The 21,484-nt window shown below is 44.5% G+C and carries 15 protein-coding genes; 14 read left to right on the forward strand and 1 reads right to left on the reverse strand.

Going from position 1 to position 21,484, the window contains the following annotated elements; translation table 11 throughout:
* The first annotated feature begins 25 nt into the window (after positions 1–25).
* The 7 genes from dnaE (at position 26) to V6D42_RS00885 (ending at position 10,335) form a co-directional block, all read left to right on the forward strand.
* Positions 26–3,373: a DNA polymerase III subunit alpha gene (dnaE, locus tag V6D42_RS00855; RefSeq protein ID WP_333512105.1), complete on the forward strand. Its 3,348-nt coding sequence runs from the start codon at positions 26–28 to the stop codon at positions 3,371–3,373.
* Positions 3,374–3,509: 136 nt separating this feature from the next.
* Positions 3,510–4,742: an NADP-dependent malic enzyme gene (maeB, locus tag V6D42_RS00860; protein ID WP_268448319.1), complete on the forward strand. Its 1,233-nt coding sequence runs from the start codon at positions 3,510–3,512 to the stop codon at positions 4,740–4,742.
* A 332-nt stretch (positions 4,743–5,074) separates the two neighbouring features.
* Positions 5,075–5,947, forward strand: coding sequence for an acetyl-CoA carboxylase, carboxyltransferase subunit beta (gene accD, locus V6D42_RS00865; RefSeq protein WP_010335280.1), 873 nt, complete (start codon positions 5,075–5,077; stop codon positions 5,945–5,947).
* Complete coding sequence (gene accA / locus V6D42_RS00870) at positions 5,932–6,909, forward strand: acetyl-CoA carboxylase carboxyl transferase subunit alpha (protein ID WP_229146507.1); 978 nt, start codon at positions 5,932–5,934, stop codon at positions 6,907–6,909. The genes accD and accA overlap by 16 nt, the downstream gene beginning before the upstream one ends.
* A 185-nt stretch (positions 6,910–7,094) precedes the next feature.
* The gene (gene pfkA / locus V6D42_RS00875; protein WP_333512106.1) at positions 7,095–8,054 is read left to right on the forward strand and encodes a 6-phosphofructokinase; all 960 of its coding nucleotides are present in this window, start codon (positions 7,095–7,097) and stop codon (positions 8,052–8,054) included.
* Between the two features lie 43 nt (positions 8,055–8,097).
* Positions 8,098–9,855, forward strand: a complete 1,758-nt coding sequence (gene pyk / locus V6D42_RS00880) for a pyruvate kinase (RefSeq protein WP_333512107.1) — start codon at positions 8,098–8,100, stop codon at positions 9,853–9,855.
* A gap of 96 nt (positions 9,856–9,951) precedes the next feature.
* Positions 9,952–10,335 carry an FxsA family protein gene (locus tag V6D42_RS00885; protein WP_024122457.1) on the forward strand — a complete coding sequence of 128 codons (384 nt, stop codon included), beginning with the start codon at positions 9,952–9,954 and terminating at the stop codon, positions 10,333–10,335.
* A gap of 30 nt (positions 10,336–10,365) precedes the next feature.
* On the opposite strand, the gene ytvI is transcribed toward V6D42_RS00885, so the two are convergent.
* On the reverse strand, positions 10,366–11,481 hold the full coding sequence (gene ytvI, locus V6D42_RS00890; protein WP_333512108.1) for a sporulation integral membrane protein YtvI: 1,116 nt from the start codon (positions 11,479–11,481) through the stop codon (positions 10,366–10,368).
* Between the two features lie 95 nt (positions 11,482–11,576).
* On the opposite strand from ytvI, the gene V6D42_RS00895 reads away from it, so the two are divergent.
* The 7 genes from V6D42_RS00895 (at position 11,577) to polA (ending at position 21,474) form a co-directional block, all read left to right on the forward strand.
* Positions 11,577–12,041: a DUF441 domain-containing protein gene (locus V6D42_RS00895; RefSeq protein ID WP_010335274.1), complete on the forward strand. Its 465-nt coding sequence runs from the start codon at positions 11,577–11,579 to the stop codon at positions 12,039–12,041.
* A 331-nt stretch (positions 12,042–12,372) separates the two neighbouring features.
* A complete protein-coding gene (gene citZ / locus V6D42_RS00900; RefSeq protein WP_010335272.1) occupies positions 12,373–13,491 on the forward strand; it encodes a citrate synthase in 1,119 nt (372 codons plus the stop codon).
* A gap of 160 nt (positions 13,492–13,651) precedes the next feature.
* The gene (gene icd / locus V6D42_RS00905; RefSeq protein WP_268448317.1) at positions 13,652–14,923 is read left to right on the forward strand and encodes an NADP-dependent isocitrate dehydrogenase; all 1,272 of its coding nucleotides are present in this window, start codon (positions 13,652–13,654) and stop codon (positions 14,921–14,923) included.
* 43 nt (positions 14,924–14,966) lie between these two features.
* Positions 14,967–15,905, forward strand: coding sequence for a malate dehydrogenase (gene mdh / locus V6D42_RS00910; RefSeq protein ID WP_010335270.1), 939 nt, complete (start codon positions 14,967–14,969; stop codon positions 15,903–15,905).
* A gap of 225 nt (positions 15,906–16,130) precedes the next feature.
* Positions 16,131–16,853 carry a two-component system response regulator PhoP gene (gene phoP / locus V6D42_RS00915; protein WP_010335269.1) on the forward strand — a complete coding sequence of 241 codons (723 nt, stop codon included), beginning with the start codon at positions 16,131–16,133 and terminating at the stop codon, positions 16,851–16,853.
* Positions 16,846–18,585, forward strand: a complete 1,740-nt coding sequence (gene pnpS / locus V6D42_RS00920) for a two-component system histidine kinase PnpS (RefSeq protein ID WP_333512109.1) — start codon at positions 16,846–16,848, stop codon at positions 18,583–18,585. The genes phoP and pnpS overlap by 8 nt, the downstream gene beginning before the upstream one ends.
* Positions 18,586–18,831: 246 nt before the next feature.
* Entirely contained in the window at positions 18,832–21,474 is a 2,643-nt protein-coding gene (gene polA / locus V6D42_RS00925; RefSeq protein ID WP_333512110.1) for a DNA polymerase I, read from the forward strand.
* The last annotated feature ends 10 nt before the right edge of the window (positions 21,475–21,484 follow it).

A 21,484-nucleotide genomic window follows, 5' to 3' on the forward strand; every position in this document is an offset into this window, starting at 1 on the left:
TCGTAATGGAGAAAGAGGTGATAGCATGTCTTTTGTTCACCTGCAAGTGCATAGCGGGTACAGCCTGCTAAACAGCGCCGCGGCTGTGGAAGAGCTCGTCAGTGAAGCTGACAGGCTCGGATATGGGTCTTTGGCGCTGACAGATGATCATGTCATGTACGGAGCTATTCAATTTTATAAAGCATGCAAGGCGAGGGGGATCAACCCGATTATCGGCTTGACGGCTTCTGTTTTCACAGATGATGACGAGCTCGAAGCCTACCCGCTCGTCCTGCTGGCAAAATCAAATACAGGCTATCAAAACCTGCTGAAAATCAGCAGCGTCCTGCAATCGAAATCAAAAAACGGCCTGAAGCCAAAATGGCTTAATAGCTATCGCGAAGGCATTATCGCAATCACCCCTGGCGAAAAGGGCTATATTGAAATGCTGCTTGAAGGAGGGCTGTTTGACCAGGCCGCTCAAGTAGCACTTCATTTCCAGTCTATATTCGGAAAAGGCGCTTTTTATTTATCCTTTCAGCCGTTTAAAGAAAATAAATTCTTATCTGAGCAAATCCTCCGGCTGTCTGAAGAAACGGAAATTCCGGTCACGGCGACAGGCGATGTTCATTACATTAGGAAAGAAGATCAGGCTGCCTATCGCTGTTTGAAAGCGATAAAGTCAGGTGAAAAACTCACTGAGGCATCAAACGAAGAGATGCCGGATCTCGATTTGAAATCCATTGATGAAATGCGTGTGATATATCAAGAGCATCCTGAGGCATTGCAAGCATCTGTTGAGATTGCAGAACAATGCCGGGTTGACGTCAGCCTCGGACAGACCCGACTGCCGTCATTTCCGACTCCAGACGGTACATCCGCGGATGATTATTTGACGGATGTTTGTATGACAGGGCTCCGCAGCCGCTTTGATACACCTGATGAACGGTATATTCGACGTCTTCAATATGAGCTTGATGTCATCAAGCGAATGAAGTTCAGCGATTATTTTCTGATCGTATGGGATTTTATGAAGCACGCCCACGAAAAAGGGATTGTGACAGGACCGGGAAGGGGTTCTGCGGCGGGATCGCTCGTGGCTTATGTTCTCTATATCACGGACGTTGACCCGATCAAGCATCACCTGTTATTTGAGAGGTTTTTAAACCCGGAGCGAATCAGTATGCCGGATATTGATATCGACTTTCCGGATACAAGAAGGGACGAGGTCATTCAGTACGTTCAGCAGAAATATGGCGCAATGCACGTCGCCCAGATTATTACCTTCGGGACGCTGGCGGCAAAAGCAGCGCTTCGGGACGTCGGAAGGGTATACGGTGTAAGCCCGAAGGAAGCGGATCAGCTTGCGAAGCTCATTCCTTCAAGGCCGGGCATGACCTTGGATGATGCGAGAAAACAATCGCCGGAGCTGAATAAGCGGCTCAGTGAGTCAAGTCTGCTTCAGCAAGTCTTTACGATTGCCAGAAAAATAGAAGGTCTTCCGAGGCATACGTCAACCCACGCGGCCGGCGTTGTCCTGAGTGAGGAACCGTTAACAGATGTTGTCCCGCTTCAGGAAGGACATGAAGGGATCTATTTAACGCAATACGCGATGGATCACCTCGAAGATCTGGGCCTTTTGAAAATGGATTTCTTAGGCTTGCGCAACCTGACACTCATCGAGTCCATCACTTCAATGATTGAAAAAGAAAAAAATATGAAAATAAATCTTTCGAGTATTTCTTATCAAGACGAAAAAACATTCTCCCTGCTGTCAAAAGGGGATACGACAGGGATTTTTCAGCTTGAATCCTCAGGAATGAGAAGCGTTCTGAAAAGGCTTAAGCCCTCAGGCTTAGAAGATATTGTCGCGGTAAACGCGCTGTATCGGCCCGGCCCGATGGAAAATATTCCGTTATTTATCGACCGTAAGCATGGGCGCGTGCCGGTCCATTTTCCCCACGAAGATTTAAGAGAGATATTGGAAGATACGTATGGCGTCATCGTTTATCAAGAGCAAATTATGGTGATTGCGTCACGTATGGCAGGATTTTCTTTAGGTGAGGCGGACCTGCTCAGACGTGCAGTCAGCAAAAAAAAGAAAGACATTCTTGACCGAGAGCGAAGCCATTTTGTTGAAGGGTGCTTAAAAAAGGAGTATTCTGTAGACACTGCAAATGAAGTCTACGATTTAATCGTCAAATTTGCAAACTATGGCTTCAACAGAAGCCATGCGGTGGCATACAGCATGATCGGCTGCCAGCTTGCTTATTTGAAGGCTCATTATCCTTTATATTTTATGTGCGGATTGCTTACAAGCGTCATTGGCAATGAGGACAAAATAGCTCAATATCTATACGAAGCGAAGGGGAGCGGGATTCGTATCCTTCCTCCGTCAGTGAACAAAAGCAGTTATCCGTTTACAGTTGAAGACGGAGCTGTCAGGTACAGCCTCCGTGCGATAAAAAGTGTAGGCGTCTCAGCAGTCAAAGATATATATAAAGCCAGAAAAGAGAAACCATTCGAAGATCTTTTCGACTTCTGCTTTCGTGTGCCGTCAAAAAGCGTAAACCGCAAAACGCTTGAAGCACTCATATTTTCTGGTGCAATGGATGAATTCGCTCAAAACCGGGCCACGCTGCTCGCATCGATTGACGTTGCGTTAGAGCATGCCGAGCTTTTCGCCGCGGACGATGACCAAATGGGATTGTTTTTAGATGAATCGTTTTCCATTAAACCGAAGTATGTGGAGACCGAGGAGCTCCCGCTTGTGGATATTCTTGCATTTGAAAAAGAAACGCTCGGTATTTATTTTTCAAATCATCCGCTCTCTGCCTTCCGAAACCAGCTGACAGCGCGCGGAGCGGTATCCATTCAGCTGGCTCAGCAGACTGTTAAAAAGCAGGTTTCACTCGGTGTCCTGCTGACGAAAATCAAAACGATTCGGACAAAAACAGGTCAAAACATGGCGTTTTTAACGTTAAGCGATGAGACTGGTGAAATGGAAGCCGTTGTGTTCCCTGAACAATTCAGACAGCTTTCTCCCGTTTTAAGAGAGGGCGCTCTATTGTTCACAGCAGGGAAATGTGAAATCAGGCAGGAAAAAGCCCAGTTTATTATGTCCAGAGCGGAATTGCTGGAAAATATGAATGCTGAAAAAGCGCCATCGGTTTATATAAAAATAGAAAGCAGTCAGCACAGTCAGGAGATCCTGACAAAGATTAAGCGCATTTTGCTGGAGCATAAGGGGGAAACCGGCGTTTATCTCTATTATGAAAGGCAAAAACAGACGATAAAGCTTCCTGAGGAGTTCCATATCGAGGCGGATCACCAGGTGTTATACCGCTTAAAAGAGCTGTTAGGTCAAAAAAACGTCGTTTTAAAACAGTGGTAACCATTCTCTTTTTGTTATACAATTGGAGCAATTATGTTACTCTGTTTAAATATTCTGATAGATCAACTCCGCAGAATGCAGCAATCAATGCAGCAGCATACGAATCAAAAAATTTCATTAAGGAGTGTTTAGGAGAATGTCATTAAGAGAAGAAGCATTACATCTGCATAAAGTGAACCAGGGGAAACTCGAATCCAAATCTAAAGTAGAGGTCAAAAATGCAAAAGATTTAAGCCTTGCTTATTCCCCGGGTGTAGCAGAACCATGTAAGGATATTCATGAAGACATTAACAAAGTATATGATTATACAATGAAGGGGAACATGGTAGCAGTTGTGACAGACGGTACAGCTGTGCTCGGCCTTGGAAATATCGGCCCTGAAGCCGCACTCCCTGTAATGGAAGGTAAAGCCGTTCTTTTCAAAAGCTTTGCCGGCGTAGACGCGTTCCCAATTGCTTTGGGCACAAATGATGTTGATAAAATCGTTGAAACTGTTAAATTGCTTGAACCGACATTTGGCGGTGTCAACCTTGAAGATATTGCGGCGCCAAACTGCTTCATTATTGAAGAGCGTCTGAAAAAAGAAACGAACATCCCGGTTTTCCATGACGATCAGCACGGCACAGCGATTGTAACAGTAGCGGGCCTTGTAAACGCGCTGAAATTGTCTGGAAAATCCATGTCTTCCATTAAAGTTGTGGCTAACGGCGCCGGTGCTGCAGGTATTGCGATCATCAAGCTTCTTTACCATTTCGGCGTGCGAGACATCGTGATGTGCGATTCAAAAGGAGCCATTTATGAAGGGCGTCCGAACGGTATGAACGATGTTAAAAACGAAGTGGCGAAATTCACAAACCAAGACCGTAAAGACGGCTCTTTGGAAGATGTAATCGCTGGTGCTGACGTATTTATCGGTGTGTCTGTCGAAGGTGCGCTAACAAAAGAAATGGTACAAAGCATGGCGAAAGATCCGATCATTTTTGCAATGGCAAACCCGAATCCGGAAATTATGCCGGAAGATGCGCGTGAAGCTGGTGCGAGCGTTATCGGAACAGGCCGTTCAGATTTCCCGAACCAAGTAAACAATGTGCTTGCCTTCCCGGGCATTTTCCGCGGAGCGCTTGACGTGCGCGCCACACATATTAACGAAGAAATGAAAATTGCAGCGGTTGAAGCCATTGCTTCACTCGTATCAGAAGATGAGCTTAGCCCTGAGTACGTCATCCCTGCACCGTTTGATAAACGTGTTGCGCCTGCTGTGGCTAAGGCTGTGGCAAAAGCGGCGATGGAAACAGGAGTGGCAAGAATTACTGTAGATCCTGAAGAAGTTGCAGAAAAAACCAGGAAACTTACGATTATTGGCGAATAATTTTAATTCATTCCAAAAATGGCAGCGCGTTGGCGGAGACTGGCGCGCTGTTCTCAAGTTAAACTTGCGGCTGAAATTTTTTTGGGGTCAGCTCTTAAAAAAATTTCAGCCGAGTTTAACATGAATTTTGAATACGTTACCAACCTTGCTGTTTCAACGACTTCTTAGGTTTATCATGAGCTGTTCGCACATCTCTGCCGATAGAAAGTTGTCGAATTGAGGATGACAGCGTTTGACAAAAAAAGTACAATAGTTTCGGTAAAGTATTAGCAAGTCTATCTGTCTGGATGGCATGCGGTGAAGAGAACCCTTCACAAAAGGGAGGTAATCATTTGTTAAAGGATATATTCACTAAAAAGAAAAAGTATGCTTCCGTACCGTCAGAACAAGCGAAGCACGATGTTCCGGAAGGCATTATGACAAAATGTCCTAAGTGTAAAAAAATCATGCTCACTAAAGAGTTGGATAAAAATATGCGTGTATGCATGAACTGCGATTATCATTTCCCGATGAACGCAAAACAGCGTATCGAAAGCTTGATGGATGAAAAGTCCTTTGAAGAATTCAATCAGGGGATGTTATCGGAAAACCCGCTCGGTTTCCCGGGATATCTGGAAAAGCTTGAAAAGGATCGCGAGAAAACATCCTTAAACGAGGCTGTTGTGACAGGCAAGGGCACGATCGGTGGATTTCCTGCTGTTGTTGCGGTAATGGATTCTACATTCCGAATGGGCAGCATGGGCTCTGTCGTCGGCGAAAAAATCACGCTTGCGATTGAAAAAGCAAAAGCCGATAAAGTCCCGTTTATTATTTTTACTGCTTCCGGCGGTGCAAGGATGCAGGAAGGCATATTAAGCCTTATGCAAATGGCAAAGACAAGCTCTGCCTTAAAATTATTCAGTGAGGAACAGGGTCTCATTATCTCAGTCATGACGCACCCGACTACCGGCGGGGTATCTGCAAGCTTTGCTTCTCTTGGCGATTATAATTTCGCGGAGCCTGGCGCGCTGATCGGTTTTGCCGGAAGAAGGATTATCGAACAGACAATAGGCGAAAAACTGCCGGAGGACTTCCAAACAGCGGAATTCTTATTAAAACATGGACAGCTTGATGCGGTTATTCACCGCGACGACATGAAAAAAACGTTAGAAAATCTGCTGGATATGCATCAAACAGGAGGTGACATTGAGTGGCTGCAAGATTAGAATTTGAAAAACCGGTGATTGAGTTGCAAACCAAAATCGCCGAATTGAAGAAATTCACCCAGGATTCGGAAATGGATCTGAGTGCAGAAATCGAACGGCTTGAAGACCGTCTAGCTAAGCTTCAGGATGATATTTATAAAAATCTGAAGCCTTGGGACCGGGTTCAAATCGCACGTCTGCCGGACCGTCCGACAACACTTGATTATATTCAATACCTGTTTACAGACTTTTTTGAATGTCACGGAGACAGAGCGTACGGAGACGATGAAGCCATTGTGGGCGGTATTGCCAAGTTTCACGGCCTGCCTGTGACAGTTATCGGTCATCAGCGCGGGAAAGACACGAAGGAAAACCTTGTCCGCAACTTTGGAATGCCTCATCCTGAGGGCTATCGTAAAGCGCTTCGTCTGATGAAACAGGCCGATAAATTTAACAGGCCGATTATCTGTTTTATTGACACGAAGGGGGCATACCCTGGACGAGCAGCTGAAGAAAGAGGACAAAGCGAAGCAATTGCCAAAAACCTCTTTGAAATGGCCGGCCTTAGAGTGCCTGTTATTTGTATCGTCATCGGCGAAGGCGGAAGCGGCGGAGCTCTGGGTTTAGGTGTGGGCAACCACTTGCATATGCTGGAAAACTCTACTTATTCTGTTATTTCTCCTGAAGGTGCTGCGGCACTCTTATGGAAGGACTCCAGTCTTGCCAAAAAAGCGGCGGAAACAATGAAAATCACTGCGCCTGACTTAAAAGAATTAGGTATTATAGATCATATGATAAAAGAAGTAAAAGGCGGAGCGCACCACGATATTAAGCTGCAGGCAAGCTACATGGATGAAACCCTTAAACAATCGTTAAAGACTTTGCTGAAGCTGAATGAAGAAGAATTAATTCAGCAGCGCTATGAAAAATACAAAGCAATTGGAAAAGTATCGATTGAAGATCAATATATCGGGGTAAACTAAATAAACGTGAAGCCTTTGGCTCACGTTTATTTTTTGTGACATTCCTTAAATTTTATTTAAAAACAATTTATTTAATTGTATAATAGGTAAGGTTTCATAGGGAGGATGGAGATCCCTTTTCATTGTTTTTAGGGCAATGATCATGTTATGTTTTAATCATATATGTTTGCTGAGGTGAATGGAGAATGAAACGTATAGGGGTATTAACGAGCGGCGGGGATTCCCCGGGAATGAATGCAGCAGTTCGCGCAGTTGTCAGAAAAGCGATTTATCATGACGTTGAAGTTTACGGCATTTATAACGGATACTCAGGATTGATCAACGGAAAGATTGAAAAGCTAGAGCTCGGTTCTGTAGGTGATATTATTCATCGCGGAGGAACAAAGCTTTATACAGCAAGATGTCCTGAATTCAAAACGGTTGAAGGCCGTGAAAAAGGGATAGAAAACTTGAAGAAGCTTGGTATCGAAGGGCTTGTCGTTATCGGCGGAGACGGCTCATACATGGGTGCGAAAAAATTAACGGAGCACGGGTTTCCATGTGTAGGTGTACCGGGTACAATTGATAATGACATTCCGGGTACTGATTTTACAATCGGTTTCGACACAGCTTTAAATACAGTAATTGACGCAATTGATAAGATTCGCGATACAGCGACTTCTCATGAACGTACATATGTGATCGAAGTAATGGGCCGCCACGCCGGAGATATTGCATTATGGGCCGGACTTGCAGGCGGTGCGGAATCAATCTTGATTCCTGAGGCTGATTACGACATGCACGAAATCATTGCCCGACTAAAACGCGGTCATGAGCGCGGGAAGAAACACAGTATTATTATCGTTGCCGAAGGGGTAGGCAGCGGTGTTGAATTCGGGAAACGCATTGAAGAGGAAACAAATCTTGAAACTAGGGTATCGGTATTAGGCCATATCCAGCGCGGGGGTTCTCCAAGTGCTGCTGACCGTGTTCTGGCAAGCCGACTTGGCGCGTATGCGGTTGAACTGCTGCTTAAAGGAAAAGGCGGACGCTGTGTAGGTATACAAAACAATAAGCTTGTAGACCATGATATTATAGAAATACTGGATAAAAAACACACAGTTGAGCAAAACATGTATCAGCTTTCAAAAGAACTGTCTATTTAAGACTGCAGCAGAAGGCTGAAGATTTTAGAAGGAAGTGAACGAATTGAGAAAAACAAAAATTGTTTGTACCATCGGTCCGGCAAGTGAAAGTATTGAAATGCTTACGAAATTAATGGAGTCAGGAATGAATGTGGCTCGTTTGAATTTTTCTCACGGAGATTTTGAGGAGCACGGAGCACGTATTAAAAATATCCGCGAAGCGAGCAAAAAGCTCGGCAAAAACGTCGGAATCCTGCTTGATACAAAAGGCCCTGAAATCCGTACACATACAATGGAAAACGGTGCTATTGAGCTTGAAACAGGCAAAGAGCTTATCGTTTCAATGGACGAGGTAATTGGAACAACTGATAAAATTTCAGTGACGTATGAAGGTTTAGTAGAGGATGTTGAAAAAGGCTCAACGATTCTTTTAGATGACGGACTTATCGGTCTTGAGGTACTTGAAGTGAATGCCGCTAAACGCGAAATCAAAACACAAGTACTAAACAACGGAACACTGAAAAACAAAAAAGGCGTTAACGTACCGGGTGTCAGCGTCAACCTTCCTGGTATTACTGAGAAAGACGCGAGAGATATCGTTTTCGGTATTGAGCAAGGGGTAGATTTCATCGCTGCGTCTTTTGTACGCCGTTCTACTGACGTGCTTGAAATCCGTGAACTTCTTGAGGAGCATAACGCTCAGGATATTCAAATTATCCCTAAAATTGAAAACCAAGAGGGCGTAGACAACATCGATTCTATTCTCGAAGTGTCTGACGGCTTAATGGTTGCGCGCGGAGACTTAGGTGTGGAGATTCCGGCTGAAGAAGTGCCGCTCGTGCAAAAAGATTTGATCAAAAAATGCAACGCACTGGGTAAACCGGTTATTACAGCGACACAAATGCTTGATAGCATGCAGCGCAACCCGCGTCCGACTCGTGCGGAAGCGAGTGACGTCGCAAACGCAATTTTCGACGGCACAGATGCAATCATGCTTTCTGGTGAAACAGCTGCCGGAAACTATCCGGTTGAAGCGGTTCAAACGATGCACAATATCGCATCCCGTTCTGAAGAGGCGCTAAATTACAAAGAGATTCTTTCAAAACGCAGAGACCAAGTAGGCATGACGATTACTGATGCAATTGGCCAATCTGTTGCACATACAGCCATTAACTTGAATGCTACTGCGATTGTGACTCCGACTGAAAGCGGCCATACAGCGCGTATGATTGCTAAATACCGCCCGCAGGCACCGATTGTCGCTGTGACTGTAAATGAGTCTGTTTCCAGAAAGCTCGCGCTTGTATCCGGCGTTTTCGCAGAAAGCGGTCAAAATGCAAGCTCAACTGATGAGATGCTGGAAGATGCTGTGCAAAAATCATTACACAGCGGAATTGTGAAAAATGGTGATCTGATCGTCATTACAGCAGGCACTGTCGGTGAGTCAGGAACAACGAATTTGATGAAAGTTCATACTGTCGGCAATATCATCGCTAAAGGCCAAGGTATCGGCCGCAAATCAGCTTACGGTCCGGTTGTCATTGCGCAAAACGCGAAAGAAGCCGAAAAAAAAATGACTGACGGCGCGGTTTTGGTTACAACTAGCACTGACCGTGACATGATCGCGTCTCTTGAAAAAGCGTCTGCTCTTATTACAGAAGAGGGCGGCTTGACAAGCCATGCTGCAGTAGTCGGATTAAGCCTCGGCATTCCGGTTATTGTTGGTTTGGAAAAGGCGACATCCATTTTGACAGAAGGCCAGGATATTACGGTTGATGCTTCTAGAGGAGCAGTCTACCAAGGCCGTGCGAGTGTACTTTAATCACATCTGAAAAGGGAAGGGAGCGTATTCCCTTCCTTTTTCTCTATTTGGCACTATTTTTGAATGAAGGCGTTTTACACATGTGGGGGGCTGGAGATGAGGTTTTTATTTTTGCTTTTTATTGTGTTTCCGGCAATTGAAATCGGCATTTTTCTATTTTCGGGCAAGCTGATCGGCATTCTTCCGACGGTCCTTTTGATGATTCTGACCGGGATCATTGGGGCAGCAGCTGCCAAAAAACAAGGAACTGAAGTTTATTTCAAGGTTCAGCGTGACCTTCAATATGGCAAGATGCCTGGTGAAGCGATTGCTGACGGCCTGTGCATCTTTATTGGCGGCCTTTTGCTGATGCTTCCAGGCTTTTTATCAGACCTGGCCGGCGCATGCCTGCTTATCCCGTTCACCCGCAGCTGGTGTAAGCCGATCCTGTTCAAATGGCTGAGAGGCATGTCGAAGAATAAGCGGATCATTATAAAATGAAAACGGCAGCCTGCATCATGGGCTGCTGTTTTATTTTTGCTGGATCGTGATATAGGACCATATTTCTTTTAAGGCACCTGTTGTAATAAAAGCCTGGATGACAACGAGAACAGCAGGACCGGCAATCAGTCCTAAAAATCCGAACAATTTAAATCCGGCGAAGAGGGCAATGAGTGTTGCCAACGGGTCTATTCCGATTGATTTGCTTAATATTTTCGGCTCTGTCAGCTGACGCTGAACAAGTACAACAAGGTACAGAACACCAATTCCAATTGCTTGGGGAAGCTGGCCTGTAATTGATAAATACAAAATCCACGGCACGAAGACGGATCCTGCTCCTAAATACGGGAGAAGATCGACTAGTCCGATTAAAAAAGCAATCGTTGCTGCATGCTCAACCTTTAAGAGAGAAAGACCAAAGAATACAATGATCATTGTAAGGAGTACAAGAACAGCCTGCGCTTTAATAAAACCGGTCATTGCTTTTTTTAACTCGCTGCTGATCGCCTTTCCGTTTTCTGTTATTCGATTGGGCAGCACTGAAACGAGCATCGCTTTCAGTTTATGCCAATCCTTTGTCATGAAAAATGTAGCAAGAAGTGAAAATATCAAAACAGCCGCGGTATTCGGAAGCAGCGCGAAAAATTTCGGAATCATTTCCAGAATGTGAGACAGCAGCAGTCCAGCATTTTTGGCAGCGGAGTCTCCAAGTGCCTGAATGTGAGTGACAATGGAAGCCTGCTGGTTGGTCTCCAATTCATGAAATAAAACTGTCAGTTCGTGATAGAGCGGCTGGATATGAGTGGTAAACAGCTTTTCACAATAAGAGATAAAAGTGCTGATATGAGGCGGAAGGGTTTTTGCAAGATACGCAGTTCCTGTTACAATTTCTGCTACCACAATGGTCAGCACACCGAACGCTGCCAGCAGAAAAAAGGCAAGCACGCCGATGACATTTAATGTTCGCGGGAATCCCGTCACCTTGTCCAAGTAGTCTACAACAGGGTGAATGGCTGTTGAAAGAATAAGGGCAATGAGGAACGGATATGTTAACGGAAATGAATAATAAACAGCAGCTGCCGATCCTGCGGTAAGCGACACGACAAAGAGGGTTCGGAAAAAAATAGTGATATAGGATTGATTCACAAAAACGATCCTCCTCTCGTCAGCATGTCCTATTGTTATGTTTATTCACGGTCCGGCTGAATATGAATACATTCATTTTAAAGGAGGGATGACGCATGTTTACACAAGCGAATTTATTTTTAATATTACTCTTGGCTATTGCACTTATCGCAAAAAATCAATCACTGCTTTTTGCTGTATCCGTCCTTTTGATCATCAAAATCGTGGGACTTGACCAAAAATTTTTTCCAACTATCCAGTCAAAAGGCATCAACTGGGGCGTGACCGTTATCACAATAGCTGTTCTTGTACCAATCGCCACAGGAGAGATTGGATTTAAACAGCTTGGTGAGGCAATGCGTTCTTCTTATGCATGGATTGCATTGGGGGCGGGAATTGCCGTTGCGCTGATTGCCAAAAATGGCTTGACCCTGCTGGAAAATGACCCTCACATCACCACTGCTCTTGTCATCGGAACCATACTTGCAGTCGCGCTTTTTGGCGGAGTTGCAGTGGGTCCGCTGATCGGAGCGGGGATTGCTTATATTGCGATGCAGCTCGTAAAACTGTTCACTTCATGAAAAAAGCGGCTTGCTGCCGCTTTTTTTTTTATGCCGAAAACCCGCAAATAAAGGCGTTTTTTCGGGAAAATCATAAAATGAAAAAAAAAATTATAGGTAAACATTTAACAAATGTCTGATTATTGTTTATAATAGGAATAGGCGCAAACTTAAAAAAGCTTATAAGAATTTGTTATGTTCTTTCATAAGCAAAGGGTTTCAGCACCAGCAGGCTGTAAAATGTAAGCATTTTCTTTTGGGGGGAGAAATACTTACAACATGCTTTTTAAGTTAGCCTCATGTTTTTACAACACTCTTAAAGGGGAAATTTATTGAAAAGGAGATGTTATATATGACAGCGACACGCGGTCTTGAAGGGGTTGTAGCAACAACATCATCTGTTAGTTCAATTATTGATGATACCCTTACATATGTGGGGTATGATATCGATGATTTGACAGAGAATGCGAGTTTTGAAGAAATCATTTACTTACTTTGGCACTTAAGGCTGCCAAACAAAAAAGAGCTTGATGAGTTAAAACAGCAGTTAGCAAAAGAAGCTGCCGTTCCGCAAGAAATTATTGAGCACTTCAAATCTTATTCCCTCGAAAATGTTCATCCCATGGCTGCTCTTCGGACAGCGATTTCTTTACTAGGCCTGCTTGACAGCGAGGCTGATACCATGAACCCGGAAGCCAACTACAGAAAGGCGATCCGCCTTCAGGCAAAGGTGCCTGGTCTGGTTGCAGCGTTTTCCAGAATCCGCAAGGGTCTTGAACCCGTTGAGCCAAGAGAAGACTACGGCATTGCCGAGAATTTTCTCTACACATTAAATGGAGAAGAGCCTTCGCCGATTGAGGTCGAAGCCTTCAACAAAGCTTTGATTTTACATGCCGATCACGAGCTGAACGCGTCAACGTTTACAGCGAGGGTCTGTGTCGCAACACTTTCGGATATCTACTCAGGAATTACTGCAGCGATCGGCGCACTGAAGGGCCCGCTTCACGGCGGAGCAAACGAAGGCGTCATGAAAATGCTGACAGAGATTGGCGAAGTGGAGAATGTCGAGCCTTTCGTTCGCGCCAAGATGGAAAAGAAAGAAAAAATAATGGGCTTCGGCCATCGCGTTTATAAGCATGGCGATCCACGCGCCAAACATTTAAAAGAAATGAGTAAACGCCTGACCAACCTGACCGGCGAAAGCAAATGGTATGACATGTCGATTCGCATCGAAGAAATCGTGACATCAGAAAAAAAGCTTCCGCCTAACGTTGATTTTTATTCCGCTTCTGTTTATCACAGCCTCGGAATTGACCATGACCTGTTTACACCAATTTTTGCTGTAAGCAGAATGTCCGGCTGGCTCGCTCATATCCTTGAGCAGTATGACAATAACCGCCTGATCCGCCCGCGTGCAGATTACACAGGCCCTGACAAACAAACTTTTGTTCCGATTGAAGAAAGAGCCTAAAGAACCATGGGAGGCTGGCTTATGGTAATGAAGTTAGCCTCTTGTTCAGAACATCAAAGATGGTTTACACTTTAGAATGTTAAGAAAAATCATTTTGTTTTCTATATAAGAAAAATAAAATGTTTTCTAAATAAGAATTACATACTGGGAGGTTTTTATTGTGGCACAAGGTGAAAAAATTACAGTCTCTAATGGAGTATTAAACGTACCAAACAACCCGATTATCCCATTTATTGAAGGAGACGGAACCGGTCCTGATATTTGGAATGCGGCTTCAAAAGTTTTGGAAGCCGCAGTAGAAAAAGCATATAAAGGTGAAAAGAAAATTACGTGGAAAGAAGTTTATGCCGGAGAAAAGGCTTATAATAAAACAGGTGAGTGGCTTCCTGCTGAAACATTAGATGTCATCCGCGAATATTTCATCGCGATTAAAGGCCCGTTAACGACACCTGTCGGCGGCGGTATCCGTTCATTGAACGTAGCGCTAAGACAAGAGCTTGACCTATTCGTTTGCCTGAGACCGGTAAGATATTTTACTGGAGTGCCGTCCCCGGTAAAACGCCCTGAAGATACTGATATGGTCATCTTCCGTGAAAATACAGAAGATATTTACGCAGGCATCGAGTACGCAAAAGGCTCTGAAGAAGTGCAAAAGCTTATCAGTTTCCTGCAAAATGAATTGAATGTCAACAAAATTCGTTTCCCTGAAACGTCAGGTATCGGAATTAAGCCTGTTTCTGAAGAAGGAACAAGCCGTCTGGTCAGAGCGGCAATTGAGTATGCGATTGAGCACGGCCGCAAGTCTGTAACGCTTGTACACAAAGGAAACATCATGAAGTTCACGGAAGGCGCCTTCAAAAACTGGGGCTATGAGCTTGCAGAGAGAGAATATGGCGAAAAAGTCTTCACATGGGCTGAATATGACCGCATTGCTGAAAAAGACGGAAAAGACGCCGCTAATAAAGCGCAAAGCGAAGCAGAAGCAGCAGGCAAAATCATTATCAAAGACAGCATTGCTGATATTTTCCTTCAGCAGATTCTGACACGTCCAAGCGAATTTGATGTTGTTGCAACAATGAACCTTAATGGAGACTATATTTCTGACGCTCTTGCGGCGCAAGTAGGCGGAATCGGTATTGCTCCTGGTGCGAACATCAACTACGAAACAGGACATGCGATTTTCGAGGCGACACATGGAACGGCTCCTAAATACGCCGGACTTGATAAGGTAAACCCATCTTCAGTTATTCTTTCAGGTGTGCTGCTTCTTGAGCATTTAGGATGGAATGAAGCGGCTGATTTAATCATTACATCTATGGAAAAAACAATCGCTTCTAAAGTCGTAACTTACGATTTTGCCAGATTAATGGACGGCGCGACTGAAGTTAAATGTTCAGAGTTCGGAGAAGAATTAATTAAAAACATGGACTAAGCTAGGAAAAAGCCTAAAATTAGCCATAAAGGAGAAGAGAGACATGGGAAATACTCGTAAAAAAGTTTCTGTTATCGGAGCAGGTTTTACCGGAGCGACAACAGCTTTCTTAACCGCTCAAAAAGAGCTGGCGGACGTTGTTCTCGTTGATATCCCGCAATTGGAGAACCCGACGAAAGGAAAAGCCCTTGATATGCTGGAAGCCAGCCCGGTTCAAGGCTTTGACGCGAAAATTACGGGTACATCTAATTATGAGGATACCGCGGGTTCTGACATTGTTGTCATTACAGCCGGTATCGCAAGAAAACCTGGTATGAGCAGGGATGATCTAGTCTCTACAAATGAAAAAATTATGAGAAGCGTCACACGAGAAATCGTGAAATATTCTCCTGACTCTATCATTGTGGTTTTGACAAACCCTGTTGATGCAATGACATACGCAGTATATAAAGAGTCTGGCTTCCCGAAAGAGCGCGTAATCGGCCAATCAGGTGTGCTTGATACGGCAAGATTCAGAACGTTTGTGGCGGAGGAATTAAACTTGTCAGTGAAAGATGTGACTGGTTTTGTTCTCGGCGGACACGGTGACGATATGGTGCCGCTTGTACGTTATTCTTATGCTGGCGGTATCCCGCTTGAAACCCTTATTCCAAAAGACCGGATTGACGCCATTGTGGAGCGCACAAGAAAAGGCGGCGGCGAGATCGTGAATCTTTTAGGAAACGGAAGCGCGTATTATGCGCCTGCGGCTTCTCTGACAGAAATGATCGAAGCGATCTTAAAAGATCAGCGCCGCGTCCTTCCTACAATTGCTTATCTTGAAGGGGAATACGGCTATGAAGGCATCTACCTTGGTGTTCCGACAATTGTCGGCGGAAACGGACTTGAACAAATCATTGAGCTTGAATTGACAGAGTACGAAAAAGAACAGCTGAATAAATCAGTTGAATCTGTCAAAAATGTGATGAAAGTATTATCCTAAAATAAAAAGAGAAAGGCTGGTTTAATCGAAGCCTTTCTCTTTTTATTACAAATGAAAGCGCTTCCCTACATTCCTCAGCTGCCTCTTGTATTTTTCTTTTAAAATGATGTAAAAGGCGAATTGTCGGAATGTCCGGCTTTCGATAAAATAAAATCATGAAACATGGTAAGATGACATAAAATAGAGAAATAGGATGTCGGGGAATTAAGATACTGGAGGCACAGCATGAACAAGAAAATTTTAGTTGTGGATGATGAAGAATCTATCGTTACACTTTTGCAGTACAATTTGGAGCGATCAGGCTATGAGGTTATTACTGCTTCGGATGGAGAAGAAGCACTCAAAAGGGCGGAAACAGAAAATCCTGATTTAATTGTGCTTGATGTGATGCTTCCAAAGCTGGATGGAATCGAAGTATGCAAGCAGCTGAGACAGCAAAAACTCATGTTTCCTATTTTAATGCTGACAGCGAAGGATGAAGAATTTGACAAAGTATTAGGTCTTGAGCTTGGTGCTGATGATTATATGACCAAGCCTTTCAGCCCTCGAGAAGTCAATGCTAGAGTAAAAGCTATTTTAAGGCGTTCTGAAATGGCTGCACCCTCTAATGATATGAAAAACGAGGAAACCGAAGGACAAATTGTTATCGGCGATTTGAAGATCCTGCCCGATCACTATGAAGCTTATTTTAAAGAAAATCAGCTTGAGCTGACACCGAAAGAATTTGAGCTGTTATTGTATTTAGGCAGACATAAAGGCAGAGTGCTGACGAGAGATCTGCTTTTGAGCGCTGTCTGGAACTACGATTTTGCCGGAGATACGAGAATTGTTGATGTGCATATCAGCCATCTTCGAGACAAAATTGAAACGAATACAAAAAAACCGATCTATATTAAAACCATTAGGGGATTGGGGTATAAATTGGAGGAGCCAAAAATGAATGATTAAATATCGTGTGCGCCTTTTTTCTGTGCTCGTTGTCTGTATGATTGTGGTGTTTAGTGTACTCGGGCTGTTTTTACAGCAGCTCTTTGAATCTTCTGATCAAAAAAAATCGGAGGAACACATTGAAAAGGAAGCCAAATACATGGCATCGCTGCTTGATGCCGGCAATCTGAATGACCAAGCAAATGAGAAAGTCATTAAAGATGCAGGCAGTGCGCTTGATGTAGAAGCCTCCGTTATCGATACAGAAGGAAAGGTGCTGTACGGGTCTGACGGCGGCGCGGCGGATTCTTCGCAGGTGCAGGCGCTTGTCTCCGGACATGAGGGAGTTCTCGCGAAAGAGGAGAATATGCTTTATTATGGGCTTTCGCTTAGGAGCAAAGGCGAAAAAACGGGGTATGTACTGCTTACTTCCCGTGAAGAAAGCTCAGGTCTGAATGGCGAGATGTGGGGCATGCTGACAGCCAGTCTTTGTACCGCTTTTATTATTATCGTTTTCTTTTATTCTAATATGACCTCTCGCTATAAAAGATCTATTGAAGCAGCCACAAACATGGCAACAGAGCTGTCCAAGGGGAATTACGATGCCCGTACATACGGCGGTTATATCAGGCGTTCTGACAAGCTTGGCCGTGCCATGAACAGCCTTGCCGTTGATCTGATGGAAATGACGAGGACGCAGGAAATGCAGCGGGACCGTCTGCTGACTGTGATTGAAAACATCGGCTCCGGGCTGATTATGATTGATGGAAGAGGTTTTATCAATCTCGTCAACAGGTCTTACGCGAAGCAGTTTCATGTCAATCCAAATCAGATGCTGCGCCGTCTTTACCATGATGCATTTGAACATGAAGAAGTGATCCAGCTTGTCGAAGACATTTTTATGACTGAGACGAAGAAATGCAAGCTATTAAGACTTCCGATTAAAATTGAAAGGCGCTATTTTGAAGTGGACGGCGTTCCTATTATGGGGCCGGATGATGAATGGAAAGGGATCGTGCTCGTTTTTCATGACATGACGGAAACGAAAAAATTAGAGCAGATGAGAAAAGATTTTGTGGCCAACGTTTCTCACGAGCTGAAAACACCGATTACATCGATCAAAGGCTTTACGGAAACGCTATTAGACGGGGCGATGGAGGATAAAGAGGCGCTTTCAGAATTTCTCTCGATTATTTTAAAGGAAAGCAAAAGGCTTCAATCATTGGTGCAGGATTTGCTAGATCTTTCTAAGATTGAGCAGCAAAACTTTACGCTCAGCATCGAAACGTTCGATGCAGCGAAAATGCTGGCTGATATTGAGACACTGCTTAAGCATAAAGCGACGGAGAAAGGTATCTCTTTACAGCTGAACGTTCCGAAAGACCCTCTCTATGTAGCGGGCGACCCGTACAGGCTAAAACAGGTGTTTTTGAATCTCGTAAACAATGCATTAACCTATACACCGGAGAAGGGATCGGTAGCTATCAATGTCAAGCCGGGTGAAACAGAAATTCAGATTGAAGTTTCCGATACCGGGATCGGCATCCAGAAAGAAGAAATTCCCCGCATTTTTGAACGGTTTTACCGCGTTGATAAAGACAGAAGCAGAAACTCAGGAGGGACCGGTCTCGGTCTTGCGATTGTAAAGCATTTAATAGAGGCTCATGAAGGGAAAATCGATGTGACTAGCGAGCCGGGCCGCGGTACTGTGTTTACTGTGACGCTGAAGCGGGCTGCTGAAAAGTCTGTCTAATGTTTACAAAGCTTTAACAATATCTTCATGCACTGTTAAACCTACGCTGGTAGGATGTAGTAGAACCCCTTCATCCAAGGAGCCAATTTTGACGGCGGGAACCTTTTTGTGTTCCCGTCCTTTTTTGTGTGTTCTCATCGGTTCGCGTATTTTCCTTTCAAATTGAACTTTGTTAAAATAAGAGAAGCTATAGACTATTATTATGAGATGAATGGAAGCAGCTGTTGCTTCTTAGGAGGATATTGAATGACGGAACGAAAAAAATTAGTGCTTGTAGACGGAAACAGTCTGGCTTACCGGGCGTTTTTTGCATTGCCGCTGTTAAGCAATGATAAAGGAATTCATACAAATGCGGTTTACGGTTTTGCGATGATTTTGATGAAAATGCTTGAGGATGAAAAGCCGACGCATATGCTGGTTGCGTTTGATGCCGGGAAAACGACGTTTCGTCACGGCACATTTAAAGAGTATAAAGGCGGAAGACAGAAAACCCCGCCGGAGCTTTCAGAACAAATGCCGTTTATCCGAGAGCTGCTTGATGCCTATCAAATCAGCCGCTACGAACTGGAACAATACGAAGCTGACGACATTATCGGCACACTCGCGAAATCGGCTGAAAAGGAAGGCTTTGAGGTAAAGGTTTTCTCGGGAGATAAGGATTTAACACAGCTGGCAACAGATCAGACGACGGTTGCCATTACGAGAAAAGGAATTACCGATGTTGAGTTTTACACACCAGAGCACGTCCAGGAGAAATACGGACTCACGCCTGACCAAATTATTGATATGAAGGGTTTAATGGGGGATTCCTCTGACAACATCCCGGGTGTGCCTGGTGTCGGGGAGAAAACCGCGATTAAGCTGTTAAAGCAATTCCATTCTGTTGAAAAGCTGCTCGAATCAATTGATGAGGTAAGCGGAAAAAAACTCAAGGAAAAGCTCGAAGAATTTAAGGATCAGGCCTTGATGAGCAAGGAATTGGCGACGATTATGACCGATGCGCCGATTGAGGTATCCGTTTCGGGTCTGGAATATCAAGGCTTTAATCGTGAACAGGTCATTGCCATCTTTAAGGAACTTGGGTTCAATACGCTTCTTGAACGGCTCGGGGAAGACGGTGTAGAGGCGGAGCAGGATCAGTCCTTAGAAGAAATTGATGTTAAAACAGTCACCGATGTGACTAGCGATATATTGGTTTCTCCATCTTCATTTGTCGTTGAACAGATTGGCGATAATTATCATGAAGTGCCGATTCTCGGATTTTCGATAGTGAACGAAACGGGAGCCTATTTTATTCCCAAAGACGTTGCTGTCGAGTCTGATGTGTTTAAAGAATGGGTGGAAAATGACGATCAGAAAAAATGGGTCTTTGACAGCAAGCGGGCTGTCGTGGCTTTGCGCTGGCAGGGCATTGAGCTGAAAGGTGCGGAGTTTGATACGGTTCTTGCCGCTTATATCATTAATCCGGGCAATTCGTATGACGACGTTGCCAGTGTGGCTAAGGATTACGGTTTGCATATCGTTTCAAGTGATGAATCAGTTTACGGCAAGGGAGCAAAACGCGCTGTGCCGGCAGAAGGCGAACTGTCTGAGCACCTCGTCAGAAAGGCTTTAGCCATTCAAAGCCTCAGAGAAAAGCTCGTTCAGGAGCTGGAGAACAACGATCAGCTTGAGCTGTTTGAGGAGCTGGAAATGCCGCTGGCGCTTATTCTCGGAGAAATGGAATCAACAGGCGTTAAGGTTGATGTTGACCGCTTAAAACGAATGGGAGAAGAACTGAGCGCCAAGCTGAAGGAATATGAAGAAAAAATTCATGACATTGCGGGCGAACCGTTTAATATCAATTCTCCTAAACAGCTCGGCGTCATCCTGTTTGAAAAGATCGGCCTGCCAGTTGTGAAGAAAACGAAAACAGGCTATTCAACATCTGCTGATGTGCTTGAAAAGCTGGCTGACAAACATGATATTGTCGACTATATTTTGCAGTACAGACAAATCGGCAAGCTGCAATCGACATACATCGAAGGGCTTTTAAAGGTGACAAAAAAAGATACACACAAGGTGCATACACGCTTTAACCAAGCCTTAACGCAAACAGGGCGCCTCAGCTCGACCGATCCGAACCTGCAAAACATACCAATTAGGCTTGAGGAAGGGCGCAAGATTCGCCAGGCCTTTGTTCCGTCTGAAAAAGACTGGCTCATTTTTGCGGCTGATTACTCGCAAATCGAGCTGCGGGTGCTTGCCCACATTTCAAAGGATGAAAATTTGATCGAAGCCTTTACAAACGATATGGATATTCACACAAAAACAGCAATGGATGTGTTCCATGTCGCTGAGGATGAAGTGACATCGGCGATGAGACGCCAGGCGAAAGCGGTCAACTTCGGGATCGTATACGGCATCAGTGATTATGGGCTTTCACAAAATCTCGGCATTACGAGGAAAGAAGCCGGGGCATTCATCGACCGATATTTGGAAAGCTTCAAGGGCGTCAAAGCGTATATGGAGGACTCGGTGCAGGACGCGAAGCAAAAAGGCTACGTAACCACGCTGCTGCATCGCCGCCGCTATATCCCTGAACTGACGAGCCGAAACTTTAATATCCGCAGCTTTGCGGAGCGGACGGCAATGAATACACCAATTCAAGGAAGTGCCGCGGATATTATTAAAAAAGCCATGATTGATATGGCAGCCAAGCTGAAAGAAAAGCAGCTGAAGACAAGATTGCTGCTTCAAGTGCACGATGAACTGATTTTTGAAGCGCCGAAGGAAGAAATTGAAATACTTGAAAAGCTTGTTCCAGAAGTGATGGAGCATGCCCTTGCATTAGATGTGCCGTTAAAGGTGGACTTTGCTTCAGGCCCATCCTGGTACGATGCGAAATAAACAGAGATAA

This window comes from Bacillus sp. 0909A (assembly GCF_036765115.1).
Classification (GTDB): Bacteria; Bacillota; Bacilli; order Bacillales; family Bacillaceae; genus Bacillus; species Bacillus mojavensis.

Coding starts and splice junctions, on each gene's coding strand:
- phoP (WP_010335269.1), top strand. CDS start 16,131: ATGAACAAGAAAATTTTAGTTGTGGATGATGAAGAATCTATCGTTACA.
- polA (WP_333512110.1), top strand. CDS start 18,832: ATGACGGAACGAAAAAAATTAGTGCTTGTAGACGGAAACAGTCTGGCT.
- mdh (WP_010335270.1), top strand. CDS start 14,967: ATGGGAAATACTCGTAAAAAAGTTTCTGTTATCGGAGCAGGTTTTACC.
- V6D42_RS00895 (WP_010335274.1), top strand. CDS start 11,577: ATGTTTACACAAGCGAATTTATTTTTAATATTACTCTTGGCTATTGCA.
- pnpS (WP_333512109.1), top strand. CDS start 16,846: ATGATTAAATATCGTGTGCGCCTTTTTTCTGTGCTCGTTGTCTGTATG.
- maeB (WP_268448319.1), top strand. CDS start 3,510: ATGTCATTAAGAGAAGAAGCATTACATCTGCATAAAGTGAACCAGGGG.
- V6D42_RS00885 (WP_024122457.1), top strand. CDS start 9,952: ATGAGGTTTTTATTTTTGCTTTTTATTGTGTTTCCGGCAATTGAAATC.
- dnaE (WP_333512105.1), top strand. CDS start 26: ATGTCTTTTGTTCACCTGCAAGTGCATAGCGGGTACAGCCTGCTAAAC.
- citZ (WP_010335272.1), top strand. CDS start 12,373: ATGACAGCGACACGCGGTCTTGAAGGGGTTGTAGCAACAACATCATCT.
- pfkA (WP_333512106.1), top strand. CDS start 7,095: ATGAAACGTATAGGGGTATTAACGAGCGGCGGGGATTCCCCGGGAATG.